This window comes from Algoriella xinjiangensis (assembly GCF_900115015.1).
Taxonomy (GTDB): Bacteria; Bacteroidota; Bacteroidia; order Flavobacteriales; family Weeksellaceae; genus Empedobacter; species Empedobacter xinjiangensis.
In genome coordinates this window covers 1-26,796 of the sequence record NZ_FOUZ01000007.1, presented here as the reverse complement: position 1 = coordinate 26,796, position 26,796 = coordinate 1, and the positions used below count along the sequence as shown (strand labels likewise).

General features: G+C 30.5%; 25 protein-coding genes. 12 read left to right on the top strand and 13 right to left on the bottom strand.

Translation table 11 applies throughout. The features are described from left to right. A complete protein-coding gene (locus tag BM072_RS07720; protein WP_092908090.1) occupies positions 1–753 on the bottom strand; it encodes a nucleotidyltransferase domain-containing protein in 753 nt (250 codons plus the stop codon). Continuing rightward, positions 750–1,841: a slipin family protein gene (locus tag BM072_RS07715; protein ID WP_092908245.1), complete on the bottom strand. Its 1,092-nt coding sequence runs from the start codon at positions 1,839–1,841 to the stop codon at positions 750–752. The genes BM072_RS07720 and BM072_RS07715 overlap by 4 nt, the downstream gene beginning before the upstream one ends. Positions 1,842–2,642: 801 nt before the next feature. Between BM072_RS07715 and BM072_RS07710 the strand changes: the two genes are divergently transcribed. Beyond that, the gene (locus tag BM072_RS07710) at positions 2,643–3,674 is read left to right on the top strand and encodes a helix-turn-helix transcriptional regulator (protein ID WP_092908089.1); all 1,032 of its coding nucleotides are present in this window, start codon (positions 2,643–2,645) and stop codon (positions 3,672–3,674) included. A 48-nt stretch (positions 3,675–3,722) separates the two neighbouring features. Here the strand turns inward: BM072_RS07710 and BM072_RS07705 are convergent, their stop codons facing one another. Both BM072_RS07705 and BM072_RS07700 read right to left on the bottom strand, forming a co-directional pair. Beyond that, on the bottom strand, positions 3,723–4,064 hold the full coding sequence (locus BM072_RS07705; protein ID WP_092908088.1) for a phage holin family protein: 342 nt from the start codon (positions 4,062–4,064) through the stop codon (positions 3,723–3,725). Positions 4,065–4,226: 162 nt separating this feature from the next. Then, positions 4,227–5,762: a glycine--tRNA ligase gene (locus BM072_RS07700; protein WP_420836353.1), complete on the bottom strand. Its 1,536-nt coding sequence runs from the start codon at positions 5,760–5,762 to the stop codon at positions 4,227–4,229. Positions 5,763–5,891: 129 nt separating this feature from the next. Here BM072_RS07700 and BM072_RS07695 point away from each other — a divergent pair, with 129 nt between their 5' ends. The 5 genes from BM072_RS07695 (at position 5,892) to BM072_RS07675 (ending at position 11,085) form a co-directional block, all read left to right on the top strand. After that, the gene (locus BM072_RS07695) at positions 5,892–6,404 is read left to right on the top strand and encodes a YqhG/Tai3 family protein (RefSeq protein ID WP_092908086.1); all 513 of its coding nucleotides are present in this window, start codon (positions 5,892–5,894) and stop codon (positions 6,402–6,404) included. Between the two features lie 116 nt (positions 6,405–6,520). Beyond that, positions 6,521–7,822, top strand: coding sequence for a GEVED domain-containing protein (locus BM072_RS07690; RefSeq protein ID WP_092908085.1), 1,302 nt, complete (start codon positions 6,521–6,523; stop codon positions 7,820–7,822). Positions 7,823–7,903: 81 nt separating this feature from the next. Continuing rightward, positions 7,904–8,350 (top strand): HYC_CC_PP family protein, encoded by a 447-nt coding sequence (locus tag BM072_RS07685; protein ID WP_125113339.1) that lies wholly within the window; start codon positions 7,904–7,906, stop codon positions 8,348–8,350. A gap of 66 nt (positions 8,351–8,416) precedes the next feature. Then, the gene (locus BM072_RS07680; protein WP_092908083.1) at positions 8,417–10,663 is read left to right on the top strand and encodes a TonB-dependent receptor; all 2,247 of its coding nucleotides are present in this window, start codon (positions 8,417–8,419) and stop codon (positions 10,661–10,663) included. A gap of 20 nt (positions 10,664–10,683) precedes the next feature. After that, on the top strand, positions 10,684–11,085 hold the full coding sequence (locus BM072_RS07675; RefSeq protein WP_092908082.1) for a heavy-metal-associated domain-containing protein: 402 nt from the start codon (positions 10,684–10,686) through the stop codon (positions 11,083–11,085). Between the two features lie 64 nt (positions 11,086–11,149). Here the strand turns inward: BM072_RS07675 and BM072_RS07670 are convergent, their stop codons facing one another. The 6 genes from BM072_RS07670 to BM072_RS07645 form a co-directional block, all read right to left on the bottom strand. Further along, positions 11,150–13,738 (bottom strand): M36 family metallopeptidase, encoded by a 2,589-nt coding sequence (locus tag BM072_RS07670; RefSeq protein WP_177190278.1) that lies wholly within the window; start codon positions 13,736–13,738, stop codon positions 11,150–11,152. Between the two features lie 163 nt (positions 13,739–13,901). Further along, complete coding sequence (locus BM072_RS07665; protein ID WP_092908081.1) at positions 13,902–14,789, bottom strand: Ppx/GppA phosphatase family protein; 888 nt, start codon at positions 14,787–14,789, stop codon at positions 13,902–13,904. Further along, entirely contained in the window at positions 14,779–16,845 is a 2,067-nt protein-coding gene (gene ppk1, locus BM072_RS07660; RefSeq protein ID WP_092908080.1) for a polyphosphate kinase 1, read from the bottom strand. Before ppk1 ends, BM072_RS07665 begins: the two co-directional genes overlap by 11 nt. Next, on the bottom strand, positions 16,842–17,327 hold the full coding sequence (locus tag BM072_RS07655; protein ID WP_092908079.1) for a SixA phosphatase family protein: 486 nt from the start codon (positions 17,325–17,327) through the stop codon (positions 16,842–16,844). The genes ppk1 and BM072_RS07655 overlap by 4 nt, the downstream gene beginning before the upstream one ends. 95 nt (positions 17,328–17,422) lie before the next feature. Further along, positions 17,423–17,854 (bottom strand): acyl-CoA thioesterase, encoded by a 432-nt coding sequence (locus tag BM072_RS07650; protein ID WP_092908078.1) that lies wholly within the window; start codon positions 17,852–17,854, stop codon positions 17,423–17,425. Positions 17,855–17,873: 19 nt separating this feature from the next. Further along, entirely contained in the window at positions 17,874–18,908 is a 1,035-nt protein-coding gene (locus BM072_RS07645) for an AI-2E family transporter (RefSeq protein ID WP_092908077.1), read from the bottom strand. Positions 18,909–19,059: 151 nt separating this feature from the next. Between BM072_RS07645 and BM072_RS07640 the strand changes: the two genes are divergently transcribed. The 4 genes from BM072_RS07640 to BM072_RS07625 all read left to right on the top strand — a co-directional run bounded on the left by BM072_RS07640 (position 19,060) and on the right by BM072_RS07625 (position 22,241). After that, on the top strand, positions 19,060–20,079 hold the full coding sequence (locus BM072_RS07640) for an isoaspartyl peptidase/L-asparaginase family protein (RefSeq protein WP_092908076.1): 1,020 nt from the start codon (positions 19,060–19,062) through the stop codon (positions 20,077–20,079). A 38-nt stretch (positions 20,080–20,117) separates the two neighbouring features. After that, positions 20,118–20,900 (top strand): hypothetical protein, encoded by a 783-nt coding sequence (locus BM072_RS07635; protein WP_092908075.1) that lies wholly within the window; start codon positions 20,118–20,120, stop codon positions 20,898–20,900. 85 nt (positions 20,901–20,985) lie between these two features. After that, entirely contained in the window at positions 20,986–21,561 is a 576-nt protein-coding gene (locus BM072_RS07630) for a hypothetical protein (RefSeq protein ID WP_092908074.1), read from the top strand. A gap of 74 nt (positions 21,562–21,635) precedes the next feature. After that, positions 21,636–22,241 (top strand): hypothetical protein, encoded by a 606-nt coding sequence (locus tag BM072_RS07625; RefSeq protein ID WP_092908073.1) that lies wholly within the window; start codon positions 21,636–21,638, stop codon positions 22,239–22,241. 88 nt (positions 22,242–22,329) lie between these two features. Here BM072_RS07625 and BM072_RS07620 read toward each other — a convergent pair whose 3' ends face one another. Next, on the bottom strand, positions 22,330–23,214 hold the full coding sequence (locus BM072_RS07620; protein WP_407927131.1) for a NifU family protein: 885 nt from the start codon (positions 23,212–23,214) through the stop codon (positions 22,330–22,332). Positions 23,215–23,270: 56 nt separating this feature from the next. Between BM072_RS07620 and BM072_RS07615 the strand changes: the two genes are divergently transcribed. Beyond that, the gene (locus tag BM072_RS07615; protein ID WP_092908071.1) at positions 23,271–23,783 is read left to right on the top strand and encodes a gamma carbonic anhydrase family protein; all 513 of its coding nucleotides are present in this window, start codon (positions 23,271–23,273) and stop codon (positions 23,781–23,783) included. 27 nt (positions 23,784–23,810) lie between these two features. Here BM072_RS07615 and BM072_RS07610 read toward each other — a convergent pair whose 3' ends face one another. Together BM072_RS07610 and BM072_RS15475 are read right to left on the bottom strand one after the other, a co-directional pair. Further along, positions 23,811–24,902 (bottom strand): tyrosine-type recombinase/integrase, encoded by a 1,092-nt coding sequence (locus BM072_RS07610; RefSeq protein WP_245752081.1) that lies wholly within the window; start codon positions 24,900–24,902, stop codon positions 23,811–23,813. A 289-nt stretch (positions 24,903–25,191) separates the two neighbouring features. Then, the gene (locus tag BM072_RS15475) at positions 25,192–25,356 is read right to left on the bottom strand and encodes a hypothetical protein (protein WP_177190277.1); all 165 of its coding nucleotides are present in this window, start codon (positions 25,354–25,356) and stop codon (positions 25,192–25,194) included. A gap of 273 nt (positions 25,357–25,629) precedes the next feature. On the opposite strand from BM072_RS15475, the gene BM072_RS07605 reads away from it, so the two are divergent. Then, positions 25,630–26,703 carry a restriction endonuclease PLD domain-containing protein gene (locus BM072_RS07605; RefSeq protein ID WP_092908070.1) on the top strand — a complete coding sequence of 358 codons (1,074 nt, stop codon included), beginning with the start codon at positions 25,630–25,632 and terminating at the stop codon, positions 26,701–26,703. The last annotated feature ends 93 nt before the right edge of the window (positions 26,704–26,796 follow it).

Here is a 26,796-nt window from a genome sequence, read left to right as displayed (position 1 = left end):
TTATTTTATTGTTTTTATGAAGAAATCATTGATTTTTTCTTTATTAAATTCAACTTTTGAAAGTTCGTTTGTTCTTGATTTTAAGCTTTCCTTTAAATCTAAAATCCAATTGAATATTTTATCATCTTTTGTAATTAAGAACTTTTCATCAACAGTTTCTTTTAGTAATCTATACTTTTCTATTTGTTTAGCAATTGATTTGTCATCAATCAAATGAATTAATTTCTTAAACTCCATCGGAGGAATTGTTTGTGTTTCAACAATCCATTTTGCAGATAAAACTGAGCGTAAAGCATAAAATAAACTTTTAAGTTTTATTTGATTTACATTTTCTAATTCAATGAGTCTTTTTGTCGTAATTCCTAAATAATGCATCGCAACTTTAGATGGATTAAATTGAGAAATAACTAAGTTCAATAAATCATTTTCGAAATTTTTATTTTCAATATAATGGATAGGCGATTGTAAATATTCATTAATGCTAGAGTTTGATTTTAACATTAATCGTAAAACTTTTTGTATATCCCAACCTTTAAAATCCAATTCGTTTTGCACTTCAAAATCAAGAAAATCATCAGAAGATTCAATTCTTAAATAATCATTTAATTTTCGTTTGTAAATAAAACGAATATCGTAATCACTGTCTGTAGAAGGGAAGCCCCAAGCGCGACTTCCAGATTCTACAGCAAAAAGAATTTCAATATTATAATCGTTTTCTATTTGTTTTAATTTATTTAGGATGATTGGTTTCATTTTGTAAACATTGTTTTTAGTTCATTTAATACGTTTGATCCTCCAGAAATACTAATATCTCCAACTTTATCGGCAATTTTTTCGATGTATTCCATCTCTTTCAATTTCCATAAAGTTTCATTTTCTTCCATCAATTTCGCTGTGTTTAACAAACTTCTTGTCGAAGCTGTTTCTTCGCGGCGCATAATTGAGTTGGCTTGTGCAGTTTTTTCTGCAATCAAAACGCGATTCATAATTTCGCGAATTTCACCTGGAAGAATAATATCTTTCATTCCGGCTTGTTTCAAGTTTAAACCGATTTTTGCAAATTCAGTTTGATATTTTTGAATGATATAATCCGAAACCGAATTTTTATCCGACATCAAATCATCAAAATTCATATTTCCAATAAATTCGCGCAAACCAAGTTGTATCGCTTGATAAATCATTTTTTCAAAATCTTTATTTGATTGATATGCGTTTATTAAATCAATAATTTGATATTGAACCATAAAATTGATACGTAATTGTGCTTTATCTTTTGTTAAAATTTCTTGTCCAGAAATCTCAATTGTTTGCGGACGCATATCAAATGTTACAACCGAAGTTTTAGTTTCGTTGTTATAAAAAATATAATCACCTGCTTTTAAAACTTGATCAAATTGATTGTCTTTAAACAAAATTCCTTCGAAATATGGCGCAATCGAAATTGTTTTTAAAGCACTAACTTTTTTCAAAATTTCTAAATCTCGTTTTGACAAATTTGTAATTAAATCTGTTGCGTTTAAATCGAATTTAGACGTTTTTAATTGAGTTGTATTTTTCCAAATCATCACATTTTTGTTTACAAATGATTGATGAAACTGATTGTTTTTGTAAACAATTAAAACTTCATTATGTAAAACTTCGATAAATTCTACCATTGATTTTAATGTTTCATTTTCTAAAATAATTGAATGGCATTTTTCATCAATAATTTCGTTGACATTAAAAATTGTAGTTTGTTTATTGAAGAAAATCCAATAATTACCTTTTGTGTAAATTTTATTTACTTCGTTATTTTTGATTGATACTCCAACTTCTTGGTTATTTATTGCTAATTTTTTCATTTTATTGTCTTTTTTTAGGTTTTTATATTTTTTATGCGATTCTGAAACAAGTTCAGAATGACGGAATTTTTTGTTGCAATGTTGAGTTTGTTTCAACATCTCATCTTATTTATATTTTATTCTGAAAATCAATTCAGAATGATATTTTTTACTTTAATAAAAAAGCTAAATCATTTTCCTTTTTTAAAACGGAATTTGAAGTTTGAAAAGCTTATTTTGAGATTCTTATTTAATCAATTCTTTTAATTTTGAAATGAAGTATTAAACTTGAAAATCAATCATCTTTTAAAGTTTTAAATTCAGGTTTTAAGCCAGTTTTTGATTTCATTTTTCATTTACTCCAGAGAAATAAACGAATCATTAGAAAAGAAAACTTCTTAGCTTTTTTTGTTTTTGCCCGAAGGCGTCTTAATACAGATTTAAAGTCTGATAATTTTGATTACTCTACCCACTGAGTTATTTCAACTTTTGGTTGAAAGTGGGATTCGAACCCACGACCCATCAATTAAAGATTTTAAAATTCAGAATAGAAGTAATGATACATTTTCTACTACAATGCTATACTGAAACATTTGTCAAGGAACTTTAAAACCGTTTGGTTGTTAAACCTTTGACAAAGTTGGAGTAGTAGTGCGCGTGTAATCTGCGTAGTTTAAAATATTTATAAAACTTATTTTATTTAATTGATAATCATTATTTTGATTTGTAATTATTTTTCATTTATTTTTAAATATCATTTTTATGCGCAAATAGATTGCGTAGTTATAAATGAAATTTGTATTTTAAAGCAAAGAAAATACTATGTCAACCAATAAAATTGCGTTAATTCGTTATCAAACAATTGATAAATGTTTGCAAAATCATTTCAGAAAATGGACGTTAGAGGATTTAATTGAAAAGGTTTCTGAAGCTTTGTATGAATATGAAGGAATAACTTCGGGTATTTCTAAACGAACAATACAAGGCGATATTCAGGTAATGCGAAGTGATAAGTTGGGGTATAATGCGCCAATAATTGTGGTTGACAGAAAGTATTATGAATACGAGGAAAAAGATTATTCAATTAATAATTCGCCCGTTTCTTCGGCTGATTTAGATAAAATGAAAGAAGTAATTTCGGTCATGAAACAGTTAAATGGTTTCAATTATTTTGATGATATGAATGAGATTATTACGCGACTTGAAAATAATTTATCCAAGCAAAATCATCAACAACCCAATTATATTCAGTTCGAAGAAAATCCGTTGTTAAAAGGTTTAGAGCATTTGAATCGTTTGTATCAAATAATTGTCAAAAAACAACCTTTGTTAATTGGTTATTTATCTTTTAATAATAAAACAAATGAGCCAAAACAAGGCATTTATTACCCGTATTTATTAAAAGAATACCGAAACAGATGGTTTTTGTTGTGTAAAGCCAAAAAAGATAAAGTGCTTTATACACTAGCTTTGGATCGTATTGTAGATTTTTATGAATTAGCAAATGAACCTTTTGTAGATGCTTCGGAAATAAATTTTGAACATTATTATGATAATGTTTTGGGTGTTACTAAAACGCAAAAAGATAGAGAACAACGTGTGGTTTTTCGTGTCACAAAAAAATTAGCACCTTATGTAATTACAAAACCAATTCATGCGAGTCAAAAAGTAATTGAAATTAACGAAAATGGAACATTGTTTACGATAGATGTTGTGCATAATTATGAATTAGAACGCGAAATTTTAGGTTTTGGAGAAGAAATAGAAATACTTGCGCCAAGAATTTTGAAAAGAAATATCAAAAGAAGATTAGAGAATGCAATAAAAATATATTCTAAGTACGGACAAAAATAAAAGCGTTTCACTAGAAACGCTTTTTATTTTTATGATCTAAGTAGAAAATTAGTCTCCTAACATTCCACCAATTATAGAATTTACAATTGCTAAAACAACACCAAATATCAATGCGTACCAAAAGCCATCTACATGAAAGCTATCGCCCATTATTGCACTGGCTAATAAAATAATGATAGCCGTTATTACAAATGAAAATAAACCTAAAGTTAAGATTGTTACAGGTATGCTGATGAATGATAAAACTGGTTTTACAACAGCGTTTAATAATCCGATTACTAATGCTACAATAATTGCAGATCCATAACCCTTAATAGATACACCTGGTAAAATATTAGCTAATCCAAAAACGACTAATGCTGATACTAAAAGATTAATAATAAAGCTCATAATTTATATTTTTAATTGTTAATTAAATTAAGAAATACAAAAGCTTTGCCAAATTATGTTTTTTGCGCTATTAATATTGATTTTTTTTTGAAATAGCCTAAAATAGGGCAATAAAAAAGCCCAGAACATATCTGAGCTTTTAAAATTATATTATTTTTTCGATTATAATTTCTCGAAAAGGTATTTCATATTAACTTCTAAATCGATGATTGCAGCTAATTCGTCAATGTTTACACGTTTTTGCTCCATTGTATCACGGTGACGTAAAGTAACCGAATTATCGTCTAAAGAATCGTGGTCAACAGTTACACAAAAAGGTGTACCAATTGCATCCATACGACGGTAACGTTTTCCGATAGAATCTTTTTCTTCGTAAATTACATTGTAATCTAAACGTAATTTTTTAACAATTTTTTCAGCAAATTCAGGTAAACCATCTTTTTTAACCAAAGGTAAAATAGCAACTTTTATTGGTGCTAAAGCTGGTGGTAAAGCTAAAACTATACGTTCAGAACCATCTTCTAATTTTTCTTCTTTCAAAGAGTTTGAGAAAACAGATAAAAACATACGATCTAAACCTACAGAAGTTTCTACAACATAAGGCGTGTAAGATTCGTTAGTTTCGTTATCGAAATATTGTAATTTTTTACCAGAAAATTTTTCGTGTGCTTTTAAATCGAAATCTGTACGAGAATGAATTCCTTCTAATTCTTTAAATCCGAAAGGAAATTTAAACTCAATATCAGCCGCAGCATTTGCATAATGCGCTAATTTTTCGTGGTCATGAAAACGATAGTTGTCATTTCCTAAACCTAAAGTTTGGTGCCAACGTAAACGTGTTTCTTTCCATTTTGCATACCAATCTAACTCAGTTCCTGGTTTTACAAAAAATTGCATTTCCATTTGTTCAAACTCACGTTGACGGAAAATAAACTGACGCGCAACAATCTCATTACGGAAAGCTTTACCAATTTGAGCAATTCCAAAAGGCAATTTCATACGTCCTGTTTTTTGCACATTTAGGTAATTTAAGAAAATACCTTGCGCAGTTTCTGGGCGTAAATATAGATCCATTGCTTGATCGGCAGTTGCACCTAATTTTGTTCCGAACATTAGATTGAATTGACGAACATCTGTCCAATTTTTAGAACCAGTTACAGGATCCGCAATCTCCAATTCTTCAATCAAAGCTTTTACATCCTCCAAATCCTCTTTTTCTAAAGATTGACCCATGCGGTGTAAAATTGCATCAATTTTTTGTTGATATTCTACCACACGACCATTTGTAGCTAAAAACTCTTTTTTATCAAAAGCTTCTCCAAAACGTTTTGCCGCTTTTTCTACTTCTTTATCAATTTTAGACTCAATTTTAGCACAATAATCTTCGATTAAAACATCAGCGCGGTAACGTTTTTTAGAATCTTTATTATCGATTAATGGATCATTAAACGCATCAACGTGTCCAGAAGCTTTCCAAGTAGTTGGGTGCATAAAAATAGCAGAATCAATGCCGACAATGTTTTCATTCATCTGTACCATTGCTTTCCACCAATATTGTTTGATGTTATTTTTTAGCTCAGCTCCGTTTTGACCGTAATCATAAACGGCTGATAATCCATCATAAATCTCACTCGATTGGAAAATGAATCCATATTCTTTTGCATGCGAAATTACTTTCTTGAAAATATCTTCTGACATAATAATTTGTGTTCTATTTTAAAGTGCAATTTTAATGATTTTTGACGACTAAAAAGGTATATTTTGATAAAAACAGACAATTATCGCGTGATTTTATTAAATTAGTTAATAATCTAATCTAAAATAACGATGAAAATAATTTATGCTTTGCTTATACCAATTGTTTTGTGCAGTTGTAATACAAGTTCAAAAAATGAAGTAGAAAATAAAAAAACGATCGAAAATAATCAATCAAAAATCGCTGAAACCAAGACGGATTATACAATTGCTGTAAATTTCATGAATAATTATGTTGATTATATAAGCGATACAATTGGAAAAATTTCGGATGATGAATTTGTCAAGAAAAATAAATTTGTTACTCAACAATTTAAAGATCGATACAAAACAATTATTGATTCTGCGAATAAAGCTGAGCCAGAAGTTGGTTTAGATTTTGATCCAATTATCGATGGACAAGATTATCCGGATAAAGGTTTTAAAATAAAATCTATTGACGAAAAAAATGGATTTGTAACTCTTTCTGGAATTGATTGGGCAGATTTTGAAGTTGCTGTAAAAGTGGTAAACGAAAATAATAAAACATTTGTAGATGGTTCAGGAATTATCAATATTCCGACGAATAAACAAGCGAAACGATAAATATTAGAATATAATTAAGATAATTTGATAAAAGAGAAGCTTTTTTAGGCTTCTCTTTTTTTATAAGCCAAAGTATTATTGTAGATTTAAAATAATTAACACAAATAGATTAGATTATGAAGAAAAACTCTACTTTTTTAAAAGGTATGTTCGTATTATGTTTGGGTATTTCGGGTTTCCAAGTAAATGCACAATATTGTATACCAGAACCTTTGTTTTGTGAATTTGGAGATAAATTAACAAATGTAAAAATCAATAATTTAGAAAATACTTCTGATTGTTCGAACGATGGTTATCAGGATTATACAACTTCTGTAATGCCTTTTGAATTGAAGGCTGGAGGTACTAATCAATTTGATATTACAGTAGAAAACGGAAATTATGAAGAAACTGTAATGGTTTGGATTGATTTTAATAAGAACAATATTTTTGATGCAAACGAATATTTTTTGATTGGTGCTGCCGAGTTCGAAGATTATGGAACTGGAGAAACCAAAACAATTTCTAAAGCGATTAATTTGCCATCAACTGTAGAAGAAGGTCAATACAGAATGCGAGTTAAGATTCTGGATGGATTAGACGAAGATCCGAGTTTTTCGTGCGATGTATATTTTTGGGATGATGAAGGACAAGTAGAATTTAGATGGCCTTTTGGCGAGGTAGAAGATTATTTAGTAAACATTACAAAGCAACAAGAAATAACATATTGCGCGCCAGTTGATATTATGTGCGATGATGATGATGCGATACATAAAGTAACTTTTGGTACAATAAATAATTCATCAACATGCGAAGAAGGTGGAATTTCTGATTATACAACTCAATCTACACAAGTACAAAAAGGAAAATCGTATCCTATTTCTGTTGTTATCGGTAGTGGTTGGAAATACGAATCTGTAGCTGCGTGGATTGATTATAACCAAGATGGTGTTTTTACAGAAAACGAATTTACATTAATAGGAACTCATGTTTATCCATCAAATAGTAATAATGGTTTAACAGCTGAACTTAAAAATGAAATTGTAATTCCAGAAGATGCATTAAATGGAGCAACAAGAATGCGTTTGCGTATACGTGCAACAGGTAGTGATCAGCCAGATATTACGTATGATGCAATTTGTGAGGACGAAGATTTTGGAGAAATTGAAGATTATACAATCATTATAGGCGATAAACTAGCAACAACAGAAGTTGTGAAATCAACTTTTAATATCGTAAAAAGAAATCACGAAAATGTTGTTTTAAGTACTGATTTGATGACCGAAATTAATTTATATTCAATTGGTGGTCAGAAAGTAAAAACATATAAGATGTCAACAAAAGAATTTGTAATTCCAACAGATTTACCAAAAGGAGTATATGTTTTGAAAGCAAAAACAAAAGAAGGAAAAGAGTTAATGAAGAAAGTAATTTTATAAAATTAAATAGTTAAAAGTTTAATATAAAAGAGAAGTCATTTTGTACTTCTCTTTTTTTGTTTATTTTTGTAGCCAATGAAAATGCAACAATACATAAGATATGTTTTATCGCTGATTTTGATTTTTTCGAATCTTAGCGTGGCATTTTCTATGCATTTTTGTCAAGGCGCGATGGAAGAAATTAAGATGAATCATCTTGATAATAAATCATGCGAAATAGAGACAGCAACTTCTTGTTGTCCTCCGAAGTCAGAAAAAAATCATTGCGAAATTGCAGATGGCGAATCAAAACAACAAGACGATTGTTGTAAAGATGTTTCATATTCTGATAAAATTGCAGAGAAACAAGTTGTAAAAGTTTTAAAACTTGTTCCGATAGATTTTTTGGCTGTTGAGGTTTTACAGCTTAAAACTCCTATCTTAGATTTTAAGGTTGAGGAAACACTTTTTTTATTAGATTCTTATGTCGAGTCTAATGCTCCACCAAATTATATATTTAATTCTCAGTTAACTTTTTACGAAGGATAATAACCGTTTTATTTTGATTAAATCAATCAGAACCAAAATGTTATTGTTTAAAATTATATCGTAAAAATGAAAAAAATATTCACTTCAGTATTTATACTAAGTGCAGCGTTAACATACGCGCAATCTACTTTAAAAGGAAAAATTACAGATCAAAATAATCAACCAATTATTGGTGCAGAAGTCTTTTGGCAATCAACAGATATTTCTGTAATAACAGATGAAAAAGGTGATTTTGAGATCGAAAATTATCAAACTACATCAACTTTGGGTGTGTTTTATGAAAATGAAACAACAACTTTTACCGAGTTAAAAAACGAATTTCAGAATATTACGATTCAAGTAAAAGATAATTTTGGAGACACAGCATTGGGCGAAGTTGTTGTAAAAGATAGAAGTAGTTCTTTAAAAAAATCGAAGCTAGCAACCAACATGACGACAATGACTGGAAAAGAGTTATTGAAGGCAGCTTGTTGTAATCTTGCCGAATCATTCGAAACAAATCCTTCTATTGATGTTAATTTTTCGGACGCTGTAACAGGAAATAAACAAATCAAAATGTTGGGACTTACATCGCCTTATATATTGATTGCGGAAGAAAATATACCGTCTGTTCGTGGAGCTTCTCAAGCTTTTGGGCTTAGTTTTACGCCAGGAACTTGGGTAGAGAGTATTCAGGTAACAAAAGGAGCGGGGACGGTTATTAATGGATACGAAAGTATTTCGGGACAAATTAATACAGAGCTTATAAAACCTGCGAATGATGTGCCTTTGTTTGTCAATCTTTATGGTTCGACAGATTCTCGTTTCGAAGGAAATGTACATTTAAATAAGAAATTGAACGACAAATGGAGTTCATCACTTTTTTTACATGGAAACGCTCGTGTAGCTAAAAATGATATGAATGATGATGGATTTTTAGACAATCCGCTAGGTCATCAAGTTAATGTGATGAATCGTTGGCAATACCAAAATTTAGAAAAAGGATTGGTTGGATTTTTCTCTGCACGTTATTTAAATGACCAAAAACAAGCTGGTCAAATCGATTTTGATAAAGACCGAGATAAATTAACAAAAAATTATTGGGGATCAGAAATTAATACAAATCGTGTCGATTTATCTTCTAAAATAGGGTATGTTTTTCCAGAAATGCCATATCAAAGTATGGGTTTACAAACGGCTTTTAGTTACCATAAACAAGATTCGTATTTCGGATTAAATCAATATGATATCGAGCAACAAAGTTTTTATGCAAACTATATTTTTAGCTCAATTATAAGTAATACAAAGAATAAATTTTCGACAGGAGCAAGTTTTACTTATGATAAATTTAAAGAATTTGTAGCCTTGCCAACTGATGCAAATTACAATAGAGTTGACAATTCTGCTGGTGCTTTTTTTGAATATACATTCGATAATTCAAAGAATTTTAATATGATAGCTGGTTTACGCGCGGATTATCACAACCGAATGGGCTTCTTTTTAACGCCGCGTTTACATACACGTTACACGCCTTGGAATGGAACTACGATAAAAGCTTCGGTTGGACGTGGTAAGCGTATCAACAATATTTTTGCAGAAAATCAAAATTTATTTGCGTCTTCACGACAGTTTAATATCATCGGGAATGGCGGAGAAACGTATGGTTTAGATCCAGAAATTGCTTTGAATTATGGTTTCAGTGTTACGCAAGAATTTAAATTATTCGGTAAAAAAGCAGATGTAACAGCAGATTTTTATAGAACATCTTTCGAAAATCAAATTGTAACAGATATTGATTATTCTGCTCGTCAGGTTAGATTTTATAATTTAGAGGGAGATTCTTACGCAAATTCGTTTCAATTTGACTTTAATTATAATCCGTTTGAGCATTTCAAAATTAGAGCATCATACAAACATTATGATATAGAAACTGATTATGAAAACGGAAAATTAGAACGTCCATTACAAGCAAAACATCGTTTTTTTACGAATTTAGAGTACGAAACACATGAGAAAAATGGCAGAAATTGGCGTTTTGATGTAACGTATAATTGGATTGGAAAGCAACGTTTACCAAATACTTCGGATAATTTACCCGAAAATCAATTACAAGAATATTCGAATCCATTCGGAACAATTAATTTTCAGATTACGCGTGTTTTCTCAAAAAGATTTGAAGTTTATGTTGGAGGAGAAAATGTATCAAATTATCAACAACATCGTGTAATTTTAGGTGCAGATGATCCTTTTGGATCAAATTTCGATAGTTCTATCGTTTATGCACCAATTTTTGGACAGATGTATTATGCAGGATTAAGATTTAGTTTAAAATAAAAACCATAAAGAATAATAGAATGAAAAATTTATTAGCTTTTGCTTTGGTAGCGACTTTGGGAATAAGCGCACAAGCACAAAATAAAAACGCAAAACATGATTTACATGTAAAAGGAAATTGCGAACAATGTAAAGAGCGTATTGAGAAAGCTGCTTATGCTGTAAAAGGTGTAAAAGTGGCAACTTGGGATGTGGATTCGCATAACTTACACATTGTTTTGAATGAAACAAAAAATAAGGTTGATGCTGTAGAAAATGCAGTTGTAGCCGCTGGTCACGATACAAATGATAAACGTGCTGACGATAAAGTATATGATAATTTACACTCTTGTTGTTTGTATGAGCGCGACGAGGAAGAAGGTGAACATGTAACTGAAACTTCTCCAAAAAAGGAAGAAGATCATACAAATCATCAACATTAATAAATGATTAAAACAAAAAGGGATTTCTTACGAAATCCCTTTTTTTATATGACTTAATTAAATATTAGTTTTTAATTAATTTTTTAGTAATTGTACCATTATCCGTTTTGAATTTTAAGATGTAAATACCTTTAGGTAAATTGTTAGTTGTTAAACTACCTTTTTGCCCATCAAACTTAACAGTTTGTGTAGAAACTACTTTTCCAACCATATCAATAATATCTACTTTGATATCATTTTTGATTGTTTTGTCCACAATATAAACCACATCTTTTGTTGGATTTGGGTAGATTTGGAAAGTTGAATCTTTTAATTCACTTGTAGATAATTCACAGTTTAAAACCTCAACTGGAGGCATATCAAAAGCTTCAGTACCATCAGTTCTACTGTTTGTACTTCCTTGAAGAGCACTATAACCTAAACCTCTACGAGCAAAAACAGACCAAATATCACATTTATTAGCACCTTCGTTTAATTGTTCATCAGCCATAATAATTGCATCACGACCACTAACAAAACCAGGAGAACAAGGCTGTAATTTAAGACCAGTCATTACTAATTGTAATGCCATGTTGTTACCCGCTTTACCATTGTATAAATCTGGAGAGAAACCATATTTGTCAATCATTTTCCAGTTTAAATCCCAAACCATAGAAGCCCAAACGTATCCTGTATTATGAGGCGAATCTGAGTTTCCATAAGTTTTTAAGAAACCATATCTGGCAGGATTAACCGTCATATCTGTAGAATATGCAGTAGCGCGAATTCCTGATCCATCTATAGCATCATTAGTTGCGAAAGTACCAATACCTCTTTTTGTAGTGCTTTTATCTGTTGGAAGTTGTGTAATCATTAATCCGAAGAAATCTGACCAACCTTCTCCCATTTGTTCAAGGTTATTTAAACAGTTTGCGTTTGTAATAGGACCTGTTAAACGATTAGAAATTCCATGTCCATATTCGTGCGCGATAATACCGTTATCTAAACTTCCATCAATGTAAGAAACTTCAGTTTTAACTAAAGAACCATTAACGATTACTTTATTTTGTAATTCTTTAACTATTTTATCTCCGTCTGCTTTACTAATTGATAATGCAGGAATAGTAATTGTTGTATCGTCACCAGACATATTGATCATTCCGTCGACATTATTTACAATTATAGCTGCTTTTGCACCTGCATTTTGTGCATTTTTAACTTTTGTTGCAAAAGGACAATCTCCACGATAGATTATTGCAATTTTATCGTTTATTTCTGCAGTATTTGTAAAAGTTCCACAACCATCGTATGGTGTTCCAGTTGTTTCACTTTTTAAGATTAGAACAAAATCTTTTGTTAATGGAGTAGAAGTTAATGTTCCGCCCCAAGTAGGAATTGTTGCTTGGTAATTACCAGCAATGTTAGAAGGACTATTTATGATAAGTGGTTCTGGTGTTTTGTTCCATAAATACATCGCCATACGAGGAGATTTACCATCTGCAGGTGTTGCAAAAGTTGCATTATTAACTGCGCCTAATGCTAATCCTGTTTGTGCTAGTGCAACAACATCATCATTTCCTGTACCACCTTTGTCAAAGTTAATTTTTTGGAAATTCCCATTAGCTTCTGTAAAGCCGTAATTATAGAAAATATCGTGCATCATGTTGTTCATGTAGAACAAATTTGTAGTTGCAGCTTCCCAGTTTGTATATGGATGATTAGTTAAATCTATTGGAAAATCAAAATTTAAAGCACTTCCGCCATCAGCATAATCAGTATCTTTAATTGTTACAGTATTTGTACTTGAACTATAAGTCTGATATCCTTTAGATTCATGATCTCTAGCTGTTCTTGTATTATTTCCTTCTGTTCTTGTTTTTACTGATCCTTCAGCGGTATTGTGCCAACCATTTGGAGATGCAGTTGTGTTAGATACAGCTTGGTCTGCAAATGTTCTTGCTCCGCGATTAGGCGCTTCTAAAGGTAATTGATATACATTGTATTGTGGCGATGCAGTATTTACGGCATCATCATATAACCAATCCCAGTCAGCTTTATTAAAAGTAGCTAAATTTTCGTTGTGAAATGATCCGTGATTATGACCACAACTTAATGTATTGTTGTGTTTTTCTAAAACTGAACCATTTATTGCATCAATAACAACATGAATGATATCGTTTTGGTTTTCTTTTACTAACTGATAACTAAAAGCGTAACTTAAAATAGCTTGATTTTCGTTATTAATATAGTAAACTATTTCAGCAGCGTCATCTTTCGAAATATAAACTCCGTTTTGATTAACTTTTGTATCAGCAATAACTTTTAATCCCTCAGCTTGAGCAATTTTATTTATAACTTGATCAAAACTAAGAGCAGGAGAAACGGCAGCATTTTTTAATGAAATATTAAAATTTTCTGACGCAGTTTTAGAAATAACTTGTTTGTTTTTGATTACATAGGTAGAGTAGCTATTGTAAATCGGAATTCCTTGAAATGTTCTTTGAGTGTAAACTCTTTGCGTAGCATCATCATCAATCGTTTGAGCAAATTTATACTCAACATTGCTTGCTATTGCCTGTGTTTCGTAGTTGTCTACAATTTGCTCTGCTGTTTGGGCATGCGCATACATAGACAAAACAAACGCAGAAAATATCAGCGTTAAATTTTTCTTCATTTTAAATATAGTGTTAATTATTTAACTAAAGTAGAAAATAGATTTTGAAGAAAAAAGTTGGATATTAAAAATAAAATGAATTTGCTAAATAGTTTTAACCTATCAATTAAGTATAAAAAAGGTCAGAATTTCTTCTGACCAAATCAGCAATTAAGCTTCTTTTTTATTTCTCTAAATCCTTGTAAATTTTTCGGATAATACCATCAGATAATCCAATTTTAGGAACATGTATTTTTTTGGCATGCGACCATTTTAATACATTGTTGTAAATTTCTAAAGCATAAACTACCACATCAGCGCGATCGGGTTTCATGTTAAAATTTTGCATACGTTCTTCGGCAGTCATGGTTTGCATAATTTGATATTGTTTTTTAACATATAAACTACTCAAAGGCAAACCTAATTTTACGCCCGAATATTTGTAAACATGGTTAATATTTCCGCCCGAACCAATAAGTTCTATTTCTTCAGTTCCAATATTATCTTGCAACCATTTTTTCATTTCATCAAATGTATGCGGCTCAACTTTATTTTCGAGTAAACGAACAGTTCCTACTTCAAAGGATTTTGATGTAAAAACTTTACTGTCTTTTAGCAAAGTAAGTTCGGTACTACCACCGCCAACATCAACATATAAATATGTTTTTCCGTCTTTTATAAAATCACCTAATTCGGTATTGAATAATAATTCGGCTTCCGTTTTACCATCAATAACTTCAATTGTTATTCCTGATCTTTTCTTAACTCTTTTTACAACCTCTTTTCCATTTATTGCTTCGCGCATGGCTGAGGTTGCATAAGCTTTGTAAATTTCGATGTCATAAACCTTCATCATTAGTGCATACGACTGCATGGCATCACAAATTCGCTCTACATTATTTTCGCAGACTTCACCATCTATAAACACATCATGTCCCAGTCGAATTGGCATGCGCACAATACTTGTTTTATTAAATATTGGTGCTTTTCCTTCTTCTTCGTACACATAATTAATCAATAATCGCATGGCGTTAGAACCTATATCTATTGCACCCAATTTTCTAATCTTCATTATCTTCGTCGTTTAATTTCTTAAAATAATCATACGTCGTATACTGCGACCTATTTGGTGGTTGGTTGTTTCTTTTATATTCTAAGGCTGATTTAGCAGTTATTTGGCGGCCTTTTACATTGTCATTAAAACTTAAATCGAATGTATCCATTACTATTTTTCGTAAATTATGATCATAAATAGGACAAGCAACTTCTACGCGACTGTCCAAATTACGTTCCATCATATCAGCCGAAGAAATGTAAACTTTGTCGTCGCCAGCATTCTTAAACCAGTAAATACGCGGATGTTCTAAAAATTTATCAATCACACTAACACATTCAATATTTTCGGATAAGCCTTTTACACCTGGAATTAACGAATTTATACCGCGAATTACCAATCTTACTTTTACACCTTTTTGAGATGCTTTATACAGTAAATCAATAATTTGTTTATCACTAAAACTATTCAATTTTAGGTTGATTTCGGCAGGTAAACCAGCAAGATGATTTTTAATTTCTTTCTTAATCATTTTGACAATTTTACGTCGCGTTCCGTAAGGTGAAACTAAAAGATGACTGTAACTTTGGTTTAAATAATTTGCTCCAAAAAACTTAAATATTTGCTCAACTTCCTTTGTAATGCCGGGATTTGTTGTGAAATATGTGTAATCTGTATAAATTTTTGCTGTACCTGCATGAAAATTTCCTGTACTTACAAAAACATATTTTTCGGCAAGATTTCCTTCAGGTTTACGTTCTATATAACCAATTTTTGAATGGACTTTTAAACCCGGAACTCCAAAAATAACATTAACGCCTGCTTCTTGTAATTTTCTCGACCACATGGCATTATTTGATTCATCAAAACGTGCACGAAGTTCTAAAACTGCTGTTACTTCTTTACCGTTCATTGCCGCATTTATCAAGGAATGCATGACTTGCGAATCTTTTGCAACACGGTAAATCGTAATTTTAATTTTGGTTACTTTAGGATCAATAGCAGCTTCGCGTAAAAATTTTAATAACAACGAATAATCATGATAAGGCGCCATCATCATTTCCTCTTTTTCTGTAAAAGCTTGAAAATAACTTTTGTACTTAAATGGACCTTTTAACATAATCGGCTTAATTTTTTCGTAAGTTAAGCCAGCAATATCAAAATTTGGGAAACTCATCAAATCTCGTTTATTGTGGTATTTTCCACCAGGATTGATACTATCGTAGTCGTCTAAGCGTAGTTTTTTAAGGAAAAATTTTAGAGTATCTGGCGCAATTTCAGAATCGTAAACTAAACGAACCGGAACACCTTTTTTACGATTTTCTAAACCATTTATCACTTTTTCTAATAAGCTATGTTCTAAATCGTTGTCAAAATCTAATTCACTATCACGTGTGATTTTTATAGAATGTGCTTCAATTTTTTCGAAGTCAAACATCTTAAAAATATCTTTTAAATGATAACGAATAATATCTTCGAGATACATTACATACGTGTTTCCGTCTTTGTTTGGTAAGATAATAAAACGTGGAAAAAGATGCGTAGGCACAATCAATAATGCATATTGTATTTTTTCTTTTAACTGCATTTTTACAGCCAAATAAAACGAACCATCGCGTAATGGAGGTGCTTTTTTGATATCATCTAAAATAAAAACTCCAACAGTATGTATAAATTCGTTGTAAAAATATTCGGAAATAAATTCTACAAAAATATCGGGAAGAGATTGATTGTCTACAACAAATATTTTATACAATTCTAATTCCTTAAATAGTTGATTGTGCAATTCATCATATTGTTCGCGCTGTTGACGAACAATTTCATTTATTTCTTCAATTAATTCTTCGTCAGTTTGTTCTGGAACGATATTTTGATATACTTTTTCGATATCTTTTAATTGAATTGAGCGTAAAATGGCTGAATAGCGAACAGAGTAAAACTCGTCTAAATTGTTAGAATAAATTCCTAAAAAACGGATTCTGTCAATCAGTGGAACAGTTTCGTCAGAGGCTTCTTGTAAAACGCGTGCATTAAATGATAACCAACTAATCTCTCTATTTATATATTTTTTCATTCGATTTCTTTCGGTAATATTATTTTCATGGTTTTGCCTTTTTCGATAGTTTTCCAATTCGTCGAATCAAATTGTATCCAAGCAAATCCAGAAGTGGATAGGTTGTAAATCATCTCGTTTCCTAATTGGTTTATGATATCTGTAAAAGCAGGATTGTGTCCAAAAATAAGAACATTTTGCAATTGATTATCTAATTTTCTGATCCAATTATCCAATAAATAATGAGAAAAGGTGTAAAGATCTTCTTCGATTTCTATTTTTTGAGTTGGAAAAAGAATTGGACGAACAATTTCTGACGTTTCTTTTGCACGAACAGCTTTGCTGCAGTAGATTTTATCAAATTGTAAATCGTAATTATTTTGGAGAAAGTGAGCTACTTTTTCTGTTTTATGAACTCCATTTTCTGTAATTGAGCGAAATTGATCCGAAACATTTTCGTCCCAACGACTTTTTGCATGACGCATTAAAAATAGATTTTTCATAAAGCAGTAATTTTAATAATAAAAAAACAGTAGTTAAATTTAATGAAAATTGCTCAAAAAAATTAACTACTGCAACTATATTTTATCAGGTACAATTATATATTTGGCTCGTATTGTTTAAAATCTTCAACTAACCATTCGGGTAATTCTATTGATTTTCCTTGCTGCATGTCAATCATTACTTGTGTACTTTTTCCGATGGCGTGAATAACGTTTTCACCTTTTCTGTTTGTACTTGTAATAATGTACTCAAACTCGAAACTTTTTGTTCCAAATTTTGTAACACGTAAACCTACTTTTGGGTTAATTGCAGTTAAGGTTAATTCTTTTTGATAATCACATTCCATATGTGCAATCACAAACATATGTTTTGTCCAATCCCACTGTTTACTTGCGTCTAACATATAATAAGCACGTCCGATTTGGAAATACTCAAAATAAAAAACATTGTTTACATGACCAATAGGATCAAGATCGTTCCAACGAAGTTCTAATGGTTTGAAGAATTTGAAATTTTCTATACTCATTTTAAAAAAGGGTTTATTGTTAATCTTCGGGATTTGGATCAATAAATTCGTATTTGTATAATTTTATCAACCAGAAAAAGACAGAAAATAAGATTGGTCCAAATATAATTCCGATAAATCCGAATAAATTAAGTCCAACAATAACACCAAAAATTGTTACCAAAGGATGTACATCTGCCATCTTTTTTTGTAAAACTAAACGAATTACATTGTCTGATAAACCAACTACCACAAAGCAGTAAATTAGTAAGCCAACCGCGCTTCCTGTATCGCCTTTTGCTAAAAGAAATAAACCTAATGGAACATAAATTAAAGCTGCACCAACAACAGGTAACATGGCCGCAAATATTGTTAATATAAACCAAGTAAAAGCATCATCTACACCAAAAATTAAATAACCAATGTAGGCAATAATTGCTTGTATAAAGGCTGTTAATGGCATACCAACTGCATTAGAAATCACTAAATCTCTCAAATCTTTGTTCATTCTTTTTAGATTATTGGTACGAATAGGAATATTTTTATAAAACCAATTTTCTAGATTTTGATGATTCATTAACATAAAGTACAAAATCAAAAAAGCAACACCTAATTGTACCGTCATATCCATAGACGCATTTAGGGTTTTTTCTAATAATTTACCTCCAACTTGTGTTATTTTTTCAATATTTGTTGCGCTAAAAACATCAATATGAAATTTTGTTTGCAACATTTCTATTATTTTATTGACGTCCGTTTTTATTTGTGCAGTATCATTTAACAAGACTAAAACTTTATTTGTTAACATCTTAATTAAGAGATACAATGGGCCAATTATAAAAACTGCGCTACCAACCATTAGTAAAATAACACTTCCTAATTTGTTCCATTTTTTTGTTTTTAACATCCATTGTAGTGGATTATAAAGCAGTACATATAAACAGATTGCTCCTAAAAATCCAGGAAAAAAACTTAATAAATTATTGGTAATTAATCCAAAAACAATTAAAATAATCAGGATAAAAGCAATTTGCAGAAGCACGTTGTTCGAAATATAATGTTTGTTCGTATTCATAGGTTTTTATTATAGTTTATTGAGTGTTAAAATTGATTAATCAAAATCAATGCTAAAAATGATTGGTTTTCAAGATTTTTTAAACTTTTATTAATATACAATATTATTGCTTTTTCTTTTCTAATTTTAACTGTTGATTAAAATTTTACACATGAAAAAAATAGTTGGTTTAACATTGTTGTGTTTTACTATGTTTGTTAACGCCCAGAAACAAGATAAAGTGGTATTGGTAATTCACGGTGGTGCTGGTACAATTCTGAAAAAGAACATGACTGCCGAAAAAGAAAAAGCTTATACCGATGCGTTGACAGAATCTCTACAAAAAGGTTACGCCGTGATAAAAAATGGTGGACAAAGCGAAGATGCCGTTATTGAAGCTATAAAAGTAATGGAAAATTCACCTTTGTTTAATGCAGGTAAAGGTGCAGTTTTTACACATGAAGGTAAAAACGAAATGGATGCCTCGTTGATGATTGGTAAAACATTAGAAGCGGGCGCAGTTGCAGGTGTTACAACGGTTAAAAATCCAATATTAGCTGCAAAAGCTGTACTTACCAATTCGGATCATGTTATGATGATGGGAAAAGGCGCGGAAGAATTTGCAACAAAACAAGGTTTAGAAATTGTAGATCCAAGTTATTTTAAAACAGAAGATCGTTGGAATTCTTTGCAAAAAGTTTTAGAAAAAGACAAAGAAAAAATGGAATTAGATCATGATGCTAAAAATTCGCAAGCGTATGTTCCGTTTAATTTTGTAGACGAAAAATTTGGAACTGTTGGAGCAGTTGCATTAGATAATAAAGGAAATATTTCTGCAGGAACTTCAACTGGCGGAATGACAAATAAACGTTTTGGTAGAGTAGGAGATTCTCCAATTATTGGTGCAGGAACTTATGCTAACAACGAAGTTGGAATATCATGCACAGGTTGGGGCGAATATTTTATAAAAGCTATTGCGGCTTATGATGTTGCGGCGCTTATCAAATACAAGCAAATTTCTTCTGCAGAAGCAGGGATAGAAGTTATCAAAAAAATAGGTGAAATGGGCGGTGACGGCGGAATGATTATTTTAGATAAAAATGGTCAAGCAAGTTTTCCTTTTAATACGGCAGGAATGTATCGCGGAAGTATTACGGCATCGGGGAAGGTAACTATCGAAATTTATCAATAAATTTGGAAGCAGAATTTTATAAAAAGAAAAAATAACTCATGATAAAACAATTATTACTTACAATTACAATCGCTTGTTCTTCATTTGCTACAGCGCAAGTTACATCTATGATTGATGCTAAAAATGTAGACGCATCAACCAAAGTTTATGGTATGGCTTCTTTATCAGATGAAGCAAAAACATATAATAAATACAATTTTAGTTTAGAAAATTCTACAGCTATACAATTCGCAAAACCGTTGTTAGAGTACGGTTATCAGTCTTCTAACATGCAGGCGCAAGACAACGGATTTATGGTTTATATGGTAAAAGATAAAAAAATTGTGGATCAATGGTTAATCAATCCAATGTTTTATAATGTTTTTAGAGACGGCGTTGCTTACACATACGATGCAGATAAATTGGCTGTAATTGCAGATAAATATCCATTGATTTTTTCAGAAGATAAACGTCAATTCAAAACTGAAAAAGAATATCAAAAACAGCGTCAAGCCTTATTTGCTGATCCTTATAATTTGATTATTGATGAACCAGATTTTACGTACGAAGGTTATTTTGAAGTACAATTTCCAAAGAATGAACAATTCAAAAACGTAGAAGCTGTAGATGCATATTTACGTCCGATTGTAGAAAAATTAACAAAAAAGAAGTTTAATGTAAGTTATTCCTTATCAGAGAAAAATATTATGGATCGCAATCAATTTACCATGACAATTGCAAGTGAAGAAAATGTCTATAAAAAAATAAAACTAGACAATTTGCAGAAAGGTGATTGGCAATCATTTACTTACGAAGCAACTATTTACAGAAAAGCAAATTAATACACAATATAAGGTTCTTGAAAAAAACAAGAACCTTTTTTTTGTCCCAAAAGTGTTGTAATTTCAATCTCTTATCAACGATAATATGAATTCAAATTTTTATAAAATATTAGAACAATCAAAGGCCAATCAATCTATCATTGCGATATATAATGATGCGGGCGGAGATAATTTTTGGGCAGGTTATATTCTTGATTTTAATGAAGAATATTTTACAATGCAACATATTTCGAAATATGGACACAAAGATGGAATTTTGATGGAGCCATTTTTCAAGATAAATCGTATTGATGTGGATGATTATTGCAAATGTTTGAATTATTTAAAAGAGCATTATCACGAGTTAGACGAAGAAAAAAAGATACAATTAACTGCCACAAGCGAAGAAAATTGGATGACTCAAATTTTGAATGAATTGGATGGTGAGGCTGATTATGTTTCGCGTATTCAACTAAATAATGATAGTCGATTTTCGGGCTTTATTCGCAATGTTACCGAAGATGATTTCGAATTAAAATGCATTGGTTCTGAAGGTACTGACGAAGGATCGTTGTATTTTCAGATTGATGATATTTCGTCTATTCGAGTAAATGATTTAGAAGCGCGTCGCAGACATTTATTGTACAATTATCGTCGTTCCATTGATTTTTTTAACGAATAAAAAACAATAAATTTAGTAACAAATGTTATTTTATATCTACTTATTAAGTAATTAATATTATTTCGTTTCTTTCTATGAAAAATTACCTACTATATACATTTACTTTAATTACGTTTCTTTTTTCTTGTCAAAGCAAAAAAGAAAATTCAAACGTAGATACAAAGAATGAGATTGTTTGGACAGATGTAAAAGTTGTTCCTTATCTTAATAAAAATGAGATTTATGATAGAATGATTCATGAACCAGAAATTTTAGACATTCAGGATGAAAAAGATACAACAGCAAAACGATCTGTAATTATTGATTTTTATACCAGTGATTCCGAAGATTTTTCGAAATCATATAAGGACACTATTTTTAATTGCAAAGCAAATTTGCATCATCCAGATAGTTTAACAATTACAATTGAATATCGAAATTTAGTTTCTGCTGATGGTTTATTGATTGATGTAAATAAAGAAAAATTTACAACAAAACCATTTTATCATGCCGATGTAAGTAAAAATAAAGAGAAGGTAAAAAGCATTGTACTGAAACAAGAATTGCGTCTTAATAAAGCTAATTATAAAGTAGGCGATAGTATTTTTGGACGATTATATTTTTATACCATGAATATTTCAAATAAACAGGATACAACTTATTTTAGAGGAAAAGGAACTTTTATGACCAAAATAAAATAAGCTATACTAGTATAAAACAATACAAGATATTCAATAAAAAAGCGCGGCAATTGCCGCGATTTTTTATACTATTAATTAAATAATTTTTTTAACCATTTACAGCTTCTACATTGTCAACAACATCAGGAAGCATTTGTTTTAAAATACCTTCGATACCGTTTTTAAGTGTTGCCGTAGATGAAGGACATCCCGAACAAGCACCTTGTAACAACATTTTTGCTGTACGCGTTTCTTCATCAAACTCGATTAACTCTATATTTCCACCATCATTTGCAACAGCAGGCTGAACATATTCGTCCAAAATAGCTTTAATTTGTTGCTCTACAGATGAAAATTCTTCTTGTGGTTTTATTGTAACATGCTCTGGAACTTCAGTCGTAAATTCGTAAAATTCTTCGAAAATAGGTCCGCCAGCTTGTATGTAATGTGTAATAAAAGAACGCACGTCCATTGCCCATAAAGACCAATCTTCTGAATCATTTTTAGTTAAAGAAATGTAATTATCTACGATAAAAATTTCTTCTATAAATGGATATTCTTTGTAAATAGCAACAGCCAATGGCACACCAGCAGCTTTGTCTTTCGATTTTATTTCGATAATTTCTGGCGCAAGCATTGTAGTTGATACAAATTTCATTGCAGCAGGATTTGGCGTCATTTCGGCATAGATAGAAATTGGCGCTTTTTTCATCGGCGCAAGAATCGCATCTTCTTCTAAATGATCGTTAATAATCTCTTTTAAATCGTCTACAACATCAGCCCAATCAATTGAATCAATCTTCTCAATAGCTACAAAATTAGCTGTAATAAAGATTTTATTGATAAATGGTATAGTTAATAAAACTTGTGCTAAAGGAGATTCTGAAGCTGTAGAATCTTTGTCAAATTCTACGCCTCCTTGTGTTAAAGTTACGTCACAAACGAACTTCATCACATTATTATTAGGTGTAATTTCTTCGTGTACTCTCATAATTCTACAAAAATAAGGTATATATATGTATCTTTATCATTAGAATTATAGATTTTGTTATGGCGATTATAAAGGAATTAAATGGACACGCTCCGAAGTTTGGGAATAACTGTTTTTTAGCTGATAATGCAGTAGTTGTAGGTGAGGTAGAAATGGGCGATGATTGTTCGATTTGGTTTTCGGCAGTGGTGCGAGGAGATGTACATTTTATAAAAATGGGAAATAAAGTAAATATTCAGGATAATGCAACAATTCATGCAACGTATCAAAAATCACCAACAATAATTGGTAATAACGTGTCGATAGGGCATAATGCGATTGTGCATGGTTGTACAATACACGATAATGTGTTGGTTGGTATGGGCGCAATTGTGATGGATGATTGCATTGTCGAATCTAATTCGTTGATAGCTGCTGGTGCTATTTTAACCAAAGGAACGCATGTAAAAGAAGGTGAATTATGGGCTGGTATTCCTGCAAAAAAAATAAAAGATGTTCCGCAAAGTTTAAAAGAAGGCGAGATAGCGCGTATTGCGAATAATTATTTGATGTACAGCAGTTGGTATAAGTAGGAGAGAAGTGCTTGTTGGATTAATTTTCTATTTTTTTGAGTTTAATTCGTCCAACGGACTTATAACTTTACTTAAAAAAGTATTGGTTATTTTTGCATAAATTTGGGTTGTTTTAATATTATTATGGCCCAATAATTTTTGAATAAAACTCATATCCGTACCATATTCTAACAAATGAGTAGCGTAACTGTGACGTAAACCATGTATACCAATTGGTTTATTGATTTTAGCTTTTTTCAAAGCATTTTTAAAAACGGCTTGTGCACTACGAATTGCATACGCTGAATTATAAATCCCCTCAAACAAATACAATTGTGGTTTATAGGTAGAATAATATTCGCGAAGTTCGTCTAAAATAGAATTTGGTAAGGGTACATAACGATCTTTTTTACCTTTGGCAGCTTGTATATGAACCATCATTGTTTTGCTATCTATATCAGTAATTTTTATGTTCACAATTTCGCTAACCCGTAATCCTAAACCATAACACAATTTTAAAATCATCAAATGTTTTAAATTATCAGTCACTTCAAATAATTTTATAACATCTTGTTGTGATAAAATTTTTGGTAATTTTGAAGGTTTTTTAGGACGAGGAATATCAAAAAAGAAGGAAGGCTGTTTTAGTACTTTTTCAAAATAAAATTTAAGAGCATTTAAACGACTATGCATTTGATTTTCTGAAATACCAAGTACTTTAAAACAATACAATAAATAACTTCTTAATTGTTGAGGTGTTACATTTTCTATGGGTTCATCTTTTATAAAATATAATAATTGCGCAAACTCAATCGTATACGTTCTAATTGTATTTTCGCTATAAGCCCGTAATCTTAGCTCTTGAATATATAAGGTTAATTGTTCTTGGTTTATAGCATCTATATATTGTAATAACTGTTTTCCTTGATAATTTTGAATAGGTAATTGAAATAAATTACAAAAATAAGTAGAGTAAGGCGTATACCACATTTTGTATGTACTACTATATTTTACATATTTCGTATAATTTTTTAAATCAGTAATAAGTTCTTGATTTTTTGGAAAACGAATAAAAATTATATTTCTATTACGATGTACACCAAAACTAAATTGATAATTGGCCAAATAAAACATACGCATTTTGTATTATAGATACTTATTATATATTAAAGATAACACAAAATACGCATATCTGAAAAATTATTTAATACGTTGTTATTTAATGGTTTATATTGTTGTTTTTAAATTTAATAAAATTGACTATATTGCACATATAATAACGTTACCAGCAACTGCCATTGACGACTCCGCATACATTAACGACTCTGAATTGAACAAATTTGACGCTTAAAAGAAACTAAATCCAGACCTAACTTTCTTTGCGCAAAAGGTCTGAATTCATTTTCTATTGGAATGAAAAAAAACTGAACTAAATTTCAAAACGTTGAACTAACGAAAATTCATCAATGACAATTTCGGTAACGATTTTGACAACATCTACTCTACTTTTATGACGAAAATTGACTAAATCGAACCTAAAAACACTCGAATTTGACAAAATTCTGAATAAAATAGCGTTCTGAATATTGGACATTTAACACTGAATTTTAACTTTGAAAAATTTCCGAATTTAACAAAACTAAATAATGGAAAATTGTGAATTTAAAATGAAAAAATGACCGAATTTATTGGAAAACTGAACCTATTGGGCGGAAAAAGGCGCTGCTGGTAACAAGGTATTGCTAAAAGGCGGGTTTGAAGTTATAATTTGAACTTGTGTACTTCTATCAACTTTTGTACTTTAGCTGAACTGAAGTGCTTCGAAATTCCGCCCTTCAGCAATACCCAAAACGTTAGCCGTAATTTTATGAAGACAAACCGAATAGTAAACAATTTGACGCGAAACAATCATTTTTCTGAATTGAATAACAATTTTGAAAATGCTGTCGAAGTGGTTATAATCAGTCCATTTATTTCAAACTCCACAAATTTTTTCCCTTTTGATAAGATAAAAAATCTTCAAAAACTTACAATTGTAACTACGTTAAAACCTAATGATTTAGACCAATATACTAAAGTCCCTTTTTTTAAAGAGCTATTTACAAAATTTGAAACTCAAAATATTGAATTAATTATTTTAATTGAAAATTCACTGCACGGAAAAATATATATTTCAAAATATTCAGATAAAAGTGCAAAAGCAATTATTACTTCTGCAAATTTCACTAATAATGGGTTACGACTAAATAATGAATGGGGAACAACAATTGAAGATATTGAAACAATAAACCAAATTGAAATCGGTATTATTGGAAAAGTAATTCATATACCTATCAGCAAAAATCAAGTAGATGATTTTCTAAAAATACTTCAAGAAAATCCTTTGCCAAAAGTTGGAAATAACTTACCAAACTTGAATTTAAGTAAGAACCTTGTAATTAAAAATAATCCATTTCAAATACAAAATAATGCAACATTTTGGCTAAAACCAATTGGAGTAAGTAATGACTTAATTTCAATAGACAGAGTATTTGATGAAGTAGATAGCGATTTGCATTTCTCTAAACTTAAACCAAAAGGAGTGAAAAAAAATGATATTTTAATTACATACGCAGTTGGACACTTAAACATTTTATCAATTTACAGAGTTAAATCAGAAATTAAAAATACTGAAATTGAAAATGATAGATGGCCATTTTATGTTATTGGAGAAAACCTCACACCTTTTTACGGACAAAATTGGAGTAAACAAAATATAACAATTACAAATCAAAAAAATGAAGTCTTAGACAAAGTACTATTTGACATAACTCCAAGTGGGAAAAATAGTTTTGGTAGCTTAATGAGAGGTGCTGACAAACTTAAATTAACACCAGAGTTCGGACAATATATAGTAAATAAAATAATTCAAATTGATAGTGAAATAAAAAACTACGGCTAATAACTAAGCTTTCGTCTAGCCCGGAGGGCATGAGATGAAAGCCTGTTGAACGGAACCGAAGTTAGCTTTTAATTCTTATGGAGTTATCAAAGT

Bases quoted from the DNA above. Each gene is read 5' to 3' on its own strand.
- BM072_RS07615 (WP_092908071.1), top strand. From the start codon at position 23,271: ATGGCGATTATAAAGGAATTAAATGGACACGCTCCGAAGTTTGGGAAT.
- BM072_RS07650 (WP_092908078.1), bottom strand. From the start codon at position 17,854: ATGAGTATAGAAAATTTCAAATTCTTCAAACCATTAGAACTTCGTTGG.
- BM072_RS07680 (WP_092908083.1), top strand. From the start codon at position 8,417: ATGAAAAAAATATTCACTTCAGTATTTATACTAAGTGCAGCGTTAACA.
- BM072_RS07640 (WP_092908076.1), top strand. From the start codon at position 19,060: ATGAAAAAAATAGTTGGTTTAACATTGTTGTGTTTTACTATGTTTGTT.
- BM072_RS07685 (WP_125113339.1), top strand. From the start codon at position 7,904: ATGCAACAATACATAAGATATGTTTTATCGCTGATTTTGATTTTTTCG.
- BM072_RS07670 (WP_177190278.1), bottom strand. From the start codon at position 13,738: ATGAAGAAAAATTTAACGCTGATATTTTCTGCGTTTGTTTTGTCTATG.
- BM072_RS07610 (WP_245752081.1), bottom strand. From the start codon at position 24,902: ATGCGTATGTTTTATTTGGCCAATTATCAATTTAGTTTTGGTGTACAT.
- BM072_RS07655 (WP_092908079.1), bottom strand. From the start codon at position 17,327: ATGAAAAATCTATTTTTAATGCGTCATGCAAAAAGTCGTTGGGACGAA.
- BM072_RS07710 (WP_092908089.1), top strand. From the start codon at position 2,643: ATGTCAACCAATAAAATTGCGTTAATTCGTTATCAAACAATTGATAAA.
- ppk1 (WP_092908080.1), bottom strand. From the start codon at position 16,845: ATGAAAAAATATATAAATAGAGAGATTAGTTGGTTATCATTTAATGCA.
- BM072_RS15475 (WP_177190277.1), bottom strand. From the start codon at position 25,356: ATGTCCAATATTCAGAACGCTATTTTATTCAGAATTTTGTCAAATTCG.
- BM072_RS07715 (WP_092908245.1), bottom strand. From the start codon at position 1,841: ATGAAAAAATTAGCAATAAATAACCAAGAAGTTGGAGTATCAATCAAA.
- BM072_RS07705 (WP_092908088.1), bottom strand. From the start codon at position 4,064: ATGAGCTTTATTATTAATCTTTTAGTATCAGCATTAGTCGTTTTTGGA.
- BM072_RS07690 (WP_092908085.1), top strand. From the start codon at position 6,521: ATGAAGAAAAACTCTACTTTTTTAAAAGGTATGTTCGTATTATGTTTG.
- BM072_RS07605 (WP_092908070.1), top strand. From the start codon at position 25,630: ATGAAGACAAACCGAATAGTAAACAATTTGACGCGAAACAATCATTTT.
- BM072_RS07665 (WP_092908081.1), bottom strand. From the start codon at position 14,789: ATGAAGATTAGAAAATTGGGTGCAATAGATATAGGTTCTAACGCCATG.
- BM072_RS07645 (WP_092908077.1), bottom strand. From the start codon at position 18,908: ATGAATACGAACAAACATTATATTTCGAACAACGTGCTTCTGCAAATT.
- BM072_RS07720 (WP_092908090.1), bottom strand. From the start codon at position 753: ATGAAACCAATCATCCTAAATAAATTAAAACAAATAGAAAACGATTAT.
- BM072_RS07630 (WP_092908074.1), top strand. From the start codon at position 20,986: ATGAATTCAAATTTTTATAAAATATTAGAACAATCAAAGGCCAATCAA.
- BM072_RS07635 (WP_092908075.1), top strand. From the start codon at position 20,118: ATGATAAAACAATTATTACTTACAATTACAATCGCTTGTTCTTCATTT.
- BM072_RS07675 (WP_092908082.1), top strand. From the start codon at position 10,684: ATGAAAAATTTATTAGCTTTTGCTTTGGTAGCGACTTTGGGAATAAGC.
- BM072_RS07625 (WP_092908073.1), top strand. From the start codon at position 21,636: ATGAAAAATTACCTACTATATACATTTACTTTAATTACGTTTCTTTTT.
- BM072_RS07695 (WP_092908086.1), top strand. From the start codon at position 5,892: ATGAAAATAATTTATGCTTTGCTTATACCAATTGTTTTGTGCAGTTGT.
- BM072_RS07700 (WP_420836353.1), bottom strand. From the start codon at position 5,762: ATGTCAGAAGATATTTTCAAGAAAGTAATTTCGCATGCAAAAGAATAT.